Genomic DNA, 13,096 nt, shown 5'->3' with positions numbered 1-13,096 from the left:
TATGCTGCATACTCATCAGCGGCAAAGCCGTTTTGAGTTGTTTATCTATTATGCTGTAGCATTTCTGCTGCTTTGGGAGTGGCTTCGTCCGCTTCAAGATTTTACAGAGACGAGTCATACGTCTTATTTCATCATTTTTATAGGGCTTACGTGTTTGTTTACGTTCTTTCGTCTGAAGTGGTATGTGACCTTTCCTATTTGCGCTGGATTGATCCTGCTTGCTTTATATTTGATCTTTTATCAATCAGAGCCAAGCTATCTGGCTGCGCTTTTTGCTGATATTAAAGATAATCTCTCTCTAATGAGCATGGGCATGTGGAGTGACATGTATCCGTCTTTCCGCACATTGTTGTTTTATATTTTGCTTTGGCTGCTTGTCTATTTGCTGCATTATTGGGTTGTGTATCAGCAGCGTATCTTTTTCTTTTTACTTATGACGATTGTGTATGTCACGATCCTGGATACGTTTACGCCTTATGACGCGACCTTTGCCATTGTTCGAATTATGGTATTTGGCTTTTGTTTGCTTGGGTTGCTATATTTTGATCGACTTCGTGCAGCTGAAGGCGTTCGTGTGTCGCAGAAAGCGCGTCTCAATTGGTTCTTGCCCATGCTGGTGCTAGTCCTTGTATCAGCGTCACTCGGTGCTTCTTTACCAAAGTCTGATCCGAAATGGCCTGACCCTGTACCATTTTTTAAGGCGGTTACGAATCAAGATGGAACGGCAGGACAGAATAAGGTGGGATATAGTGCGGATGATTCGTCACTTGGAGGACCGTTTAGTGAGGACCGCACACCAGTATTTAAATGGAGCGGAAAGGAGCCTTCTTATTTTCGTGTAGAAACCAAAAGTATTTACACCGGGAAAGGCTGGGAGGATGCTTCAAATGATACAAAGCCTACTCGGTTAAAAGATGACGATGTGCCGAATCGGTGGTTTACCGACCGTGTGAAAACAGAGGAGCATGAAATGAGAGTCGATATAGAATCGGACTATCGCTTTAATCATGCGGTCTATCCAATTGGGACGACCAATCTGACGCCAATGGAAAATATTCCACTACAAATGATGGGGAAGACTGAAAAAATTGTGCCGGCTAATCAAAACCCGCCAGAAAATTTAGGGAACTATCAAATCAGCTTCTTATCACCTACATTTATTCTTGAGGATTTACAGCGGATCAAAGTGCCGACCAAGCAGCAGGTAAATCAGCAGGTCGGACGTGAATACTTGCAGCTCCCTTCCACATTGCCAGAGCGTGTGAAAACATTGGCAAACAGTTTAACGGAAACGAAGGATAATATGTATGATAAAGCAAAAGCAATTGAGGATTATTTAGGATCTGCAAAGTTTTCATATGAAACGCAAAATGTTGCGGTGCCGGGACGTAATGAAGATTATGTGGATCAATTCTTATTTGATACGATGATGGGCTATTGTGACAATTTTTCAACCTCAATGATTGTGATGCTTCGTTCGATCGGGATTCCGGCTAGATGGGTGAAAGGATATACGTCTGGCCAGTTATATGAAACACAGATAGGTGTAGACAATGTGTATGAAGTAACCAATAACAATGCGCATTCATGGGTGGAGGTCTATTTTCCAAATCGGGGATGGGTGACCTTTGAACCGACAAAAGGGTTCACGAACCCAGAGACATTTACGAATGAAACCACTGCCAGCGACCAAACGGATGATCAAAAGGATGAAGAAGATCAACCTGCGTCTGATGAACAAGAAAACGAGCAGACACAGCAGCCGCAGCAGCCGGAGACGGAACAGCCGCCGCAGCAAGAGGAACAAACAGCTCAAACAAAGCCGAGTATGGTGCATATTGGTTCAATCTTGGGCTATGTAGCAGGTGCTATTGTCCTTCTTGGCTTCATTAGTTGGTTGCTTTATCGATTCAGATCAAGATGGCTTCCGTTCTTCATTGTACGAAAGGTGAAACGTATGCCAGATGAGGAAGCATTTTTCTATGCGTATGCGGCTCTATTAAAACAGCTGAAGCGCAGAGGGAACGAGAAAAAGCCGAGCATGACGTTAAGAGAATTCGCTTCTTTGATCGATGACAAGGATGGAGATCATCACATGTCTGAGTTGACGCAGCTTTATGAGCGGGCGCTCTATCGACGAGAAGATGCATCGGCGCTTTGGCGGCAATCGGCAAAGTTATGGGAAAATTTAATAAACAGGAGATAGTCTTGACCCCGTACCTTCCTGTTGTTAGAATAGGTGAATATTAAAACCTTCTAAAATACATGAAATTGAAGCGTTCGGATGTGAGTCTGGGCGCTTCAAAAGCGTGATTCCACACTGAGAGCAGGTTTTCTCCTCTCATTTTTTCTGTGCGTTTATAAAAAACTATATTGGACATAGAGGTGACACCATGACAAATTTAGTAAATGAAATGATTTTGGTTCTCGATTTCGGTAGTCAGTACAATCAGCTGATCACTCGCCGTATTCGTGAATTTGGTGTGTACAGTGAGCTTCATCCGCACACTTTAACTGCTGAAGAAATTAAAGAAATGGCGCCTAAAGGAATTATCCTTTCTGGTGGACCGAACAGTGTATATGATGAAGGATCTTTCCGCTGTGACGAAAAGATTTTTGATCTAGGCATTCCGGTTCTAGGCATTTGCTACGGCATGCAGCTGATGACTCACTATTTAGGCGGGAAAGTAGAAGCCGCTAGCCAGCGTGAATATGGGAAAGCAGACATCCATATTAACGGAACACCTGCTTTATTCAAAGACCTTCCTACGGATCAAGTCGTATGGATGAGCCATGGCGACCTTGTCGTTGAAGTACCAGAAGGCTTTACAGTTGATGCAACAAGTGCACATTGTCCAAACTCAGCGATGAGCTTAGCTGAGAAGAATTTCTATGGCGTTCAGTTCCACCCAGAGGTACGTCACTCTGAGTACGGAAATGACCTATTGAAAAACTTTGTCTTCGGCGTGTGTGATTGTGATGGCAAATGGTCAATGGAGAACTTCATTGAAATCGAAATGCAAAAAATCCGTGAAACAGTGGGCGACAAACAAGTATTGTGCGCACTAAGCGGCGGTGTGGATTCATCTGTTGTGGCCGTATTGATCCACAAAGCCATCGGCGATCAGCTGACATGCATTTTCGTTGACCACGGTCTTCTTCGCAAAGGCGAAGCAGAAGGGGTCATGAAGACATTTAGCGAAGGTTTCAACATGAACGTGATTAAAGTAGATGCGAAAGATCGCTTCTTAAACAAGCTAAAAGGTGTGTCTGATCCTGAGCAAAAACGTAAAATCATCGGTAACGAATTCATCTATGTATTCGATGATGAAGCGGACAAGCTAAAAGGCATCGACTACTTAGCACAAGGAACACTTTACACAGACATCATTGAGAGCGGAACAGCAACGGCACAAACAATCAAATCTCACCACAACGTAGGCGGTCTTCCAGAAGACATGCAGTTTGAATTGATTGAGCCACTCAATACACTATTCAAGGATGAAGTTCGTGCTCTAGGGTCAGAGCTAGGCATTCCTGACGACATCGTCTGGAGACAGCCATTCCCAGGTCCAGGACTAGGGATCCGTGTCCTAGGTGAAATTTCTGAAGAAAAACTAGAAATCGTCCGTGAATCTGATGCGATTCTACGAGAAGAAATTGCCAACTTCGGCCTTGATCGCGACATCTGGCAATACTTCACAGTCCTCCCAGACATCCGCAGCGTAGGTGTCATGGGTGACGCAAGAACATACGACTACACAATCGGCATCCGTGCTGTTACCTCTATTGATGGTATGACGAGTGACTGGGCAAGAATCCCTTGGGATGTACTTGAGAAGATCTCAACTCGTATCGTGAATGAAGTGAAGCATGTGAACCGCGTGGTGTATGATATTACGAGTAAGCCGCCTGCTACGATTGAGTGGGAATAAACTTCTAAGAACCGAATGATTAAAAAAGCTTTAAAGCCAGTTGTATCAATTGTTTGAACTGCTTGTGTGTGGTTAAAATAGCAATTCACCCGCAACAATTGTATTTCAAAATGAGACTCTCTTTTATTCACATTGTTTGTGAAAAAAGAGAGTCTTTTTCTATGACAAAAATTGCTGAACTACTTGATGATTTTAAACTGAATCAATATTTCGAAAGGAGGTAACCGAAATATATTGAGATATGTTCATGGATGCTTAATCGTCGGTTGAATACCATTTTAATTGTAATACTTCACCTTTTCTTTCAATATTACGACTTAAATAGAAGAACTATTGCAACCATATCCTCTTTTTCGAGTTCTGATTTATTTATCATAGTTATATATACTAGAACGATGTAATTTCACAGCACATTGGTATTATTTTTCCATGAATCCTCATAATAACTAAATCTACATTCAATATATGAGGATTAACTCCCCTTAAATACAAATCTGAAAAAGAAAATGAAACTGTGGTATTAATAAGAGTAAGAGTAAATGCCACTTATCAATTCCGCTGTTTTTATACACTCTAATAACGTGAACCAACCAATAAAAAGAATTCGGAAACGATAATCTTTTTAAGTATTTAAATAATGTTAAAAGTTCTTTAATTTTTAAATATTTCAAAAATAATCCTATAATGGTATATTTAATTAAAAGGGAGGTATTACAAAATGGATATAATTTCTTTTATTAATTACAAAGGCGGAGTTGGGAAAACAACTTTGACTGCTAATATTGCGGCTGAGCTAGCGTTTAGGGGGTTCAGAGTTTTAACTGTAGATTTAGATCCACAAGCAAATTTAACATTTTCATTTATAAACGTTGATGAATGGAGAGAATTAGATGTTTCAGGAAGGACTATTAAGCACTGGTATGATGAGTTTCTAAATGATAATAGAGATGTTTCATTAAGTGGCTTAATTGTAACTCCTGAAAAAGTAAATGGACACCTAAGAGCTATGCGTTCTGAAGGAAGATTGGACTTAATCAGTTCACATCTGGAATTAATTAATTTAGATTTAGAATTAGCTACTCAGTATGGGGGAAATTCACAAAGAACTATTAGAAGCAGTTTTTTAAGATTATTTACTCGATTAAAAAGAGGACTTCAAGCTATTGAGAATGAATATGATATTGTATTAATAGACTGTCCACCTAACTTTAATATCGTGACCCAAAATGCTATTATAGCTAGTGATTTATTTATTGTTCCAGCAAAAGCTGATTTTTTATCTACTTTAGGTATTGACCAGTTAGTACGTCATATTGAAAATCTTAAAACTCGATATAATAATTATGTAAATGATGGGCCAGGAGATTGGGTTGAAATCAATCCTAGGCTGTCTGGTGTAATTTTTACTATGATTAATATATATGGAGGAGATCCTATTCAAACTCAATCAGTATACATTTCGCAGGTTAACCGTGCAGGATACCCCGTTTTTAATAGCTATATTCGAAACAATAATACGTTATTTGCTGAATCACCAGAAGATGGAGTTCCTGTAGTTCTAGACACGGAAGTCTCAGGTGTGTACTTAGATATTCGAGGTGAAGTAGAGAAATTAGTAGATGAATTTATTTCTTTAACTGGAGTTACATTGTGAGGAGGGACTATTAAGTGTCAAACTCAAAAAAGGATAGTGAAATTTTATTCAAATTATTTCACAATTTTGTTCAAAATATGACTAATAGTCAGTACGAGAGTCTGATTAATGGTTTTTCAGAAATAAAAGTTGTTGAAAAAAACATCAATATTAATGATGAATATGTATATTTGAATATTCTTTCAGAGGTTAATTCAGAATCCACCTTTGAAGGCAAACAAACACTAATTAAAAATAAATTCAGCCAAAAGAATGATTTGATACAGTTAGCAAAATTCATAGATATACAAGTGAAATCACGAGATACTATAGATGAATTGATAAAAAAGATTATCCCTAAAGCGGAAGAACTCAAAGGTGAGATTGTTTATAAATTAACGCGGGAAAATACTAAAGAAGAAAATTTATCTCATTTATCCCTTGCTTTCGAAAATTCGATGGATGCAAAAGAAGCTAGGGATCTCATTGTAAATTCGCCGCTTTACTCGAATAAAAATGAATTGCTTAAATTTGCTAGAACATTCGATGTTTACCCAGATAGAGGTGCGTCCATTGATAGTATTGTTGATGTCTTAATAAAATCTGTTGTTGAAGCGAAATTGAGATCTTATAAAATTAGGCAAAAATTATAACGGGCAGGTTGGAGTGAGCATAGGAATCCAGTAACATACAAATACACGCTCATAGATGCTCAGAGAGGTGTTATATTAAGTCTTTTAACCTGATATATTCAAGTTATCATTAAGTGTTAGTTTGTGATCAAAAAAGGATAATATGAGTTCATTAACATACAGAGTACTGGTGTAATATTTGAAGGAGTGTAGTTGTTCCTCATCATTACGATGGGGTGTAGCTGCTATTGTTTTTATGTAGTGTATTTTTAGCACTATTCTTATTTGTTATTGGTGAAAGATTAACTAGTTTGCAAGAAATTGAATATAGTACGGTTAGAACATATAAAAAGCATGAACGATTTAAAGCATCCAGTTAGTTGGGTGCTTTATGTCGGACTATTGTGGTGTTTAAGGTCTTATTATTGTTTTCTATTTAGGATGATTATGATGACATTATTCAAGCATGTGGAGTGGGTTTGTTTTTACTATGGGGGAACCACTATTAGCCACAAACAAGTCCAGCAAATTTACGATAAGACTCAAATCTCATTTGTGAATTTAGTTGTTTTTAGAAGATAAAATTATTAGAGAAAGTAATTAATTTAAATTCAAATATCAATATGAAATTTGGTTATTTTTTATAGTGAATAGAAAAAGAATTTCTTGCAATTGCAAACCTTTCAATAATGTTTGATCGTACGTGGCATATACTTGATTTTCAGATGAGATTATAGGAGGAGAAAAGGTGAGTGTAACAGAATGGGTTTACAATAAATATAGTTCGGATGAAAATGGATTACAAGAATCAAAAAACTTTGTTTTAATATGGGGCTTATTTGAGAGTCAAATAATGAGTTGTATAGGTAATCTAAGAACTTCGGATTTCGTTTCATGGGTGCAAGTCTTAGAAATAAAAAAAGAACAAAATGGGATTTCAATTAAAGAACCAAGCACTCATAAATATATAAACACTGAGCTAATTGGATATATCAACGATGCATTTAATCATTTTTTTCAAAAGTATACTAATGATCGTGAAAAATTTATCGATCATCTTTACAACCAAACAGATAGTCAAACTCAAAAAGCTAAAAAAGAATTTATGAATTTTGTCAAGTCATTGAAAAAGCAAAACATTATGGACAAAATCATCTTTTTATTTCACATAGCAAAAAGAATGCGCAATAAATTTTTCCATGGAATAAAGAAGGTTGGGGAGATTATAAGTGAACAAAAGGAATTTGAAAAAATAAATAGATATTTAGTATCGATTATTTCGTTAATAGAACATTATGCTTAAAAAGTAAAATCACTTTTAGAGTTATTGAAAATTGCAATTAAATTATAGAGTTCATTTTTAAATATTACTTATTGTTTTAAATTCAAATTTATCTGATAGCGTAACTAATAATTCTTGTTCGTTTTGAGTTTTTAATTGATTTAGAGTTCTGTTCCCTGCAAAATGTCCTTCCTAAAATACAATTAATGTCCATTCTGCATCATGTTCTCATATGGTTGGAGGAAATATCGTTCGGCGAAAATTAAAATTCATTTTTTCTCCTTAATTTCTCCCACAATACCAACGCTAGAACAAACAAAATGACACATTGAATCGAAAGTAAAAGCATTTGTAATTCCACAGGCGTTTGCCCATTTGTGGTTTGATCCACGATATTATGAACGGCATGCCATAAGATCACCCATTGCAAGCTGTTCGTGAGTGCAACGATTTCAGCTGCGACGAATCCAAATAAAAAGGCGAATAGGATTTGTGCGACGGTTAAGGTGATGCTTTTTCCGCTTAGCAGATTCGCAGCATGACCAAGTCCGAATAGTACGGCGGAGCCCCATATGGCAGTGCTCAAGTTCATTTGTTTTAAATATTGAAACAGAATGCCTCGAAAGATTCCTTCTTCAAAAAGACCGACACACACCATGAAGAAACAAAGTGCTAGAAAGGAAGAAACAGTTAAATCCTTGTTGAATCCAGCAATAAACGGAATGGCCTCAATGAGAAGAATGGGAATGACCCACATACCAAGAGACCCTTTTTGAAAACCTATTTCTGTCAATTGAAAACGGCTTTTTTGAATAATGAATAGAAGAAAGAGAGACCCAGCCAGCATGGCGCTGCCATTGATGAAATAGATGGTCATAGGATCGGTCACTTCTTTGATGGATATATAGACACCTGCACTTGTTGGAATAATTAAAGAAAACAGCAGTAGAAGCACAGCTTTTCGAATGATTGTCATTGGTTTCATTGTTGATTCCTCCTCTAATGTCAGAGTAGTGGAATCAAGCAGAAGCCTCAATCAAATCTTCCTAACATGTCAATTTTTAACCCTAAGATGCATATTAAGATGTTGTTCGTTTTTTTCGTTGCTGTAAAAGGTCATTGATTTCCGCAGCGGTTGCCTGATCTTTCTTATACAATAGGTACTTAATTAAAAAGAATAATGCCATGACCACAAGGAAATTCACGATGATCGAAAGGAGACTGATTTCACCGCTGACGATAATGATAGTTGTCATTATCATACACATCACAAGGACAATATATAGGATTTGTTGAAAAAGAATCCGTTGATGGCTATATGTTTGTTTTGGGTATAGCAAGAAAGTCAGGGCGCTTGAAAAAAAGGAATTGGAAATGATCGCTTCTAAAATGTAAATCGGCATCGATCCAAATGTGAAACAGTAAATCAACACTAAGGCTGTAAAGATCATAAAAATGTGATCAAAAGATTGATGATGTAACGTTTCATTCTATTCACTTCCTCCGTAATCCAAGCTTCTCTTTTAATGCTTGGATATAAAAACGTGAAATCATTACTTTTTCTTTATTTGTAAGGCTTGCTTCAAAACGGCCACTCGTTTTAGGAGAAATAGCGGCAATAGAATCTATATTCAGAATCATCGATTTTGAAATCCTGACATAATCGTGCGCTTCAAGCCGTTCTTCAAGTTCAAATAACTTTTCCTTTAAGAGAAACACTCCATCTGACGTATACAAGAACGATCTTTTATCAACGCTTTCTATATATAAAATGTCGTGATAATAGACCTTTTTCACTCTTTCTTTCGTTGGTTCTTGTGCTAAGAAATAGGGGGCTGACTGCTCCACTTGCTGGACAAGTTTTTCAACCGCCGGATTGAGTTCATAAATGTGAAAAGAAACATACTCTGGTTGCGGCTTTTGGATGAAATGAATATCCGTTTTCATTTGTTTCTCCTCTGTTTAATAGGATTTTTCGTCATCTCTCTTCAAAATTGAATACATATACACATCATCGAATCCCTTCTGACCCAATTCATACTCTCTTAATAAACCCTCTTGTACAAAATGTATCTTCTCCAATAATTGAACAGAAGACGTATTTGCTGGATCAATGATCGCTTCAATCCGATTCAAGTTCATCTCCTGAAATCCATACCGCAACACCGCAGTAATTGCTTCCTTCATGATGCCTTTTCGCCAATGATCTTGGTGTAATTCATAGCCAATTTCCGTACGGCGGTGCTGTTTTTCTAGATTGAGAAAGCCGCAGCTGCCGATGATGGCTGGATTTTCTTTTAGAGAAATGCCCCAGCGGATGCCTGTTTGTTCTTTGAAGATATTGTCATACCACTTGATTTCTCCTTTTGTGTCTTCGATGGATTCATGAGCATCAATGCCCATGTAGCGGCACACGGTTTCATTTGATAAATAGGTGTGCATATCCTTAGCATCTGCGATCGTTGGTTGTTTTAAGATCAGTCTGTCTGTATGTATCGTTGGGAATGATAGGGGGAATATCAGCTTATGTCTAGTCATAGTTTTCTCCTAATGTCTGTTTTTTTAAATTATATCTGTATTGGTCGATTTTGTGGGATTCTTTGGTATAATGTGAAAATATAATTGTGGAATGAATTCACAATCAGGATTGGATTAAGAGCAAAAGAGGATCAGAAAAATGGGTATTTTTTTAATCATGATCGTCATCGTTATGATCATTATAACTTTCGTCATCTATTTATTTACGAAGGAAATCATCAATTCAAAAGTGCTACTTGTTGCAGGGGCTGTTTTAGGAGGAGCTGCGCTCTTTGTTTGGGTAACAATGTTTTTCAATTTCCACTCTATATCTTTGTCAGATGAATCGCTAGGTCATTTCAAGATTGGCCAGAAATTTGAGGAGAACCACTCTTTTGTGGAGAATCCTCAATTCTCAAATCCAAAACAGAAGGTCTATATGGAAAAGGGGAATCACCAATTTGTAGTGACAGTCGATCAATATTATCGAGTGACGTCTATTTACCACCAATCGAAACAAAAGAATCTCCGAACATCTAAGGGAATGACTATTGGAGATGATTATCAATCCGTGATAAATGCATACGGAGATCAATTCAAAAAGCTTTGGTTTGTCGAAGGGTATGGCAAAGGTATACAATACCAAGATCAATCAAATGGCATCATTTTGGAGTTCTTTTTCAATGACGAGACACTAGCACTCATTGAACTTCGTAGTAAACGAGATTAGTAATAGAGAGTAAAAATGAGCATTTCTATTTAATGCTCATTTTTATGTTGATGTTCCATAACATGCCTTACAATAAAAAATGCCTTCATTCCTCAGCCAAGCCTTTACTTCTGTCATCCCTCGTCTCTTTGGATAGAACAGTTTGACGTACACTTCTTCGTTACCTTCTATCTTCTTCTGACAGCTAGCACATGTGGGTTCTTCCAATAGAAACAATCAATCTCTTCCTTTTCGTAGATATTTCTTCCATTATATCAATATTCAACACGATCTTTGCGGCCCATTCTTCACTTTTTCTATTTTTGTCCGACATATGCTAAGTAAAAGAAATTTCTATTTGTTGAAACCGTTTGTGAGAAAGTGTGCTCTAACAGGTGTAGGAGGTGTGGATGAGATGAAGCAAGTGCGTCTAATTAAAAAAGCACAAAAAGGGAATGTCCCGGCATTTGAGACATTAATGCTGATGTATCAAGAGCGTTTATATAAAACGGCTTTTCTCTATACAAGAAATAAAGAGGATTCGTTAGATGCTGTTCAAGAGACGGTCATTAAAGCGTTTAAACATTTATCTGGATTAAAAGAACCGGCTTATTTTTCTACATGGCTGACTAGGATCTTGATTCATACGATTTTTGCGATGAAGAAAAAGCAGCAAGATGTTGTTCCGTTTGAACAGCATCATGAAAGCGTTGAGCGTCATGATTTTTTGGAAGACAAGCTCGATTTAAAAAATGCACTAGATGTATTAGATGAGCAATATCAGCTCGTGATTCAGCTATTTTATTTTCAAGATTATTCAATTTCGATGATTTCTGAGCAGATGGGTGTGCCTGAAGGAACGGTTAAAACTCATTTGTATCGAGCAAGAAAGTTATTAAAGCAAACATTGGAGAAGGAGGAGAGTGTCGATGGAACGAAAAGAAATGAAGAAGCTTTATGATGAGATTGATGTACCAAAGGTTGAAGTGACCTCTGCGGTTCGCCAAGCAATAGGAGATGTGAAAGCGGAAAAGAAAAGACGTTGGTTCACATGGAATTGGAGAACGCCAATCTATTCAGTTATCGCCCTTGTTGTCCTTTACTTTTCATCAGGCTTCCTTTTTCCTTCTCTTAATACAGCGATGGCTCGAGTGCCGTTTGTTGGACAGTTATATATGATGTTTCACGATAAAGTAGGAATGTCTCTTTTTCAGAGTGAGTTGGTGAAGCATGTCAATGAGGGGGCTGAATCAAGAGGGGTTACTGTGAAAGTGAACAGTGTGTATTATGATGCCGGGCGGCTTGTTTATACGTTTACTGTGGAGAACTTCCATACAAATGAAGATTTTATACCGATCAACATTGATTCAGATCAAATCAATGAAAATTTCCAACCAGATACAAGTGGTCCAGAGTTGAAAAAACTAAAAGATGGTCAATATGCTGGACGAATAGAATTCTATACAAATGGACAAATGATTAAGCAAGGTCAAAAAGCACAACTCGTGATTTCGAAAATTGGAGATATTGTAGGGAATTGGCGATTTGAGTTGCCTGTGGTTAAGCAAAAAACCATCTTATTAGCAGGACAAAAAGAAGTATCTATTTTAAATGGACGTTATCAATTGAAAGATATCAAGGTGGAAAATGGAGTGAATTCCTCTGTGATTCAATATGCGATTGATTACAATGGTATCGCAAAAGACGATGAAGTTTTAATAGATAGAATGAGAGATAATTTAGGAAATAAGTACAGACTTGAGACTGGGACAAGATTTGAGGAAAAACAACTTTCAAACAAAAAAACTAGGATAAATCATATGACAATCTTAAATCAGCCAATCGATCCAAAGGCAACAGAACTAACATTTTTTACTACTTTATGGGTAGAACATGAAGAAAGTAAAATCATTCCCCTCCAGACGAAGCTGCCTATTCAGTTCAAGACAAAGCATTATGGGATTGGGATTAAAATTAATAAAATTGAGCAAAAAGGCCGTTCTGTGATAGTAGATTATCAATTTACTGGAGTAGGCCAGAAAGAATTAGATGAAGGTGTGATGAAGAATGCAGGGGAATGGATAGGATTAGGTGATGTTAAAAAAATGAAATCATGGTCAGACCCTGAAGCAGATTATGAGAACGGATATTATTTGAAAGGGAACAATGCAAAGGTGACCAATTTAAAGACAGCTTCTATGCAATCCACCTTTGATTTTGATGTGAAGGAGTTAGACAAATTATCATTAAACCATTTTTCATTTAAGGATTATGGGCTGTATCTTGATCTGTCAAATCTGAATCTGTTGGCACCACAAAAAGATATAACGGTAACCATTCCAGTCAAAAAAGAAACATCAAAAGCTAATCGATAAATAAGAAAGCGAA

General features: G+C 37.1%; 13 protein-coding genes. 8 read left to right on the top strand and 5 right to left on the bottom strand.

The window, feature by feature from the left end; translation table 11 throughout:
* Position 1: 1 nt before the first annotated feature.
* The 5 genes from GPA07_RS16535 to GPA07_RS16515 all read left to right on the top strand — a co-directional run bounded on the left by GPA07_RS16535 (position 2) and on the right by GPA07_RS16515 (position 7,503).
* Complete coding sequence (locus GPA07_RS16535) at positions 2–2,206, top strand: transglutaminase TgpA family protein (RefSeq protein WP_157293003.1); 2,205 nt, start codon at positions 2–4, stop codon at positions 2,204–2,206.
* A 187-nt stretch (positions 2,207–2,393) separates the two neighbouring features.
* Positions 2,394–3,935 carry a glutamine-hydrolyzing GMP synthase gene (gene guaA / locus GPA07_RS16530; protein ID WP_157293002.1) on the top strand — a complete coding sequence of 514 codons (1,542 nt, stop codon included), beginning with the start codon at positions 2,394–2,396 and terminating at the stop codon, positions 3,933–3,935.
* 718 nt (positions 3,936–4,653) lie between these two features.
* Complete coding sequence (locus GPA07_RS16525) at positions 4,654–5,589, top strand: ParA family protein (protein WP_157293001.1); 936 nt, start codon at positions 4,654–4,656, stop codon at positions 5,587–5,589.
* Positions 5,590–5,603: 14 nt separating this feature from the next.
* Positions 5,604–6,221, top strand: coding sequence for a hypothetical protein (locus tag GPA07_RS16520; RefSeq protein ID WP_157293000.1), 618 nt, complete (start codon positions 5,604–5,606; stop codon positions 6,219–6,221).
* 727 nt (positions 6,222–6,948) lie between these two features.
* A complete protein-coding gene (locus tag GPA07_RS16515; protein ID WP_157292999.1) occupies positions 6,949–7,503 on the top strand; it encodes a hypothetical protein in 555 nt (184 codons plus the stop codon).
* 241 nt (positions 7,504–7,744) lie between these two features.
* On the opposite strand, the gene GPA07_RS16510 is transcribed toward GPA07_RS16515, so the two are convergent.
* The 4 genes from GPA07_RS16510 to GPA07_RS16495 all read right to left on the bottom strand — a co-directional run bounded on the left by GPA07_RS16510 (position 7,745) and on the right by GPA07_RS16495 (position 10,020).
* Positions 7,745–8,467 carry a CPBP family intramembrane glutamic endopeptidase gene (locus GPA07_RS16510; RefSeq protein WP_157292998.1) on the bottom strand — a complete coding sequence of 241 codons (723 nt, stop codon included), beginning with the start codon at positions 8,465–8,467 and terminating at the stop codon, positions 7,745–7,747.
* Positions 8,468–8,561: 94 nt separating this feature from the next.
* A complete protein-coding gene (locus GPA07_RS18920) occupies positions 8,562–8,738 on the bottom strand; it encodes a hypothetical protein (RefSeq protein ID WP_232532066.1) in 177 nt (58 codons plus the stop codon).
* Positions 8,739–8,976: 238 nt separating this feature from the next.
* Complete coding sequence (locus tag GPA07_RS16500; protein ID WP_157292997.1) at positions 8,977–9,429, bottom strand: LytTR family DNA-binding domain-containing protein; 453 nt, start codon at positions 9,427–9,429, stop codon at positions 8,977–8,979.
* A 15-nt stretch (positions 9,430–9,444) separates the two neighbouring features.
* A complete protein-coding gene (locus GPA07_RS16495) occupies positions 9,445–10,020 on the bottom strand; it encodes a GNAT family N-acetyltransferase (protein ID WP_157292996.1) in 576 nt (191 codons plus the stop codon).
* Positions 10,021–10,159: 139 nt separating this feature from the next.
* Between GPA07_RS16495 and GPA07_RS16490 the strand changes: the two genes are divergently transcribed.
* A complete protein-coding gene (locus GPA07_RS16490; RefSeq protein WP_157292995.1) occupies positions 10,160–10,729 on the top strand; it encodes a hypothetical protein in 570 nt (189 codons plus the stop codon).
* A 42-nt stretch (positions 10,730–10,771) separates the two neighbouring features.
* Here GPA07_RS16490 and GPA07_RS18915 read toward each other — a convergent pair whose 3' ends face one another.
* A complete protein-coding gene (locus GPA07_RS18915) occupies positions 10,772–10,945 on the bottom strand; it encodes a Fe3+ hydroxamate ABC transporter substrate-binding protein (RefSeq protein WP_157292994.1) in 174 nt (57 codons plus the stop codon).
* 178 nt (positions 10,946–11,123) lie between these two features.
* On the opposite strand from GPA07_RS18915, the gene GPA07_RS16480 reads away from it, so the two are divergent.
* Positions 11,124–11,669, top strand: a complete 546-nt coding sequence (locus GPA07_RS16480) for a sigma-70 family RNA polymerase sigma factor (protein WP_060780829.1) — start codon at positions 11,124–11,126, stop codon at positions 11,667–11,669.
* Positions 11,638–13,083: a DUF4179 domain-containing protein gene (locus GPA07_RS16475; protein WP_157292993.1), complete on the top strand. Its 1,446-nt coding sequence runs from the start codon at positions 11,638–11,640 to the stop codon at positions 13,081–13,083. Before GPA07_RS16480 ends, GPA07_RS16475 begins: the two co-directional genes overlap by 32 nt.
* The last annotated feature ends 13 nt before the right edge of the window (positions 13,084–13,096 follow it).

Origin of the sequence: Bacillus sp. ms-22, assembly GCF_009759805.1 — a bacterium.
Lineage (GTDB): Bacteria > Bacillota > Bacilli > Bacillales > Bacillaceae > Bacillus > Bacillus xiamenensis.
This window is presented reverse-complemented; position numbering and strand designations above follow the sequence as displayed.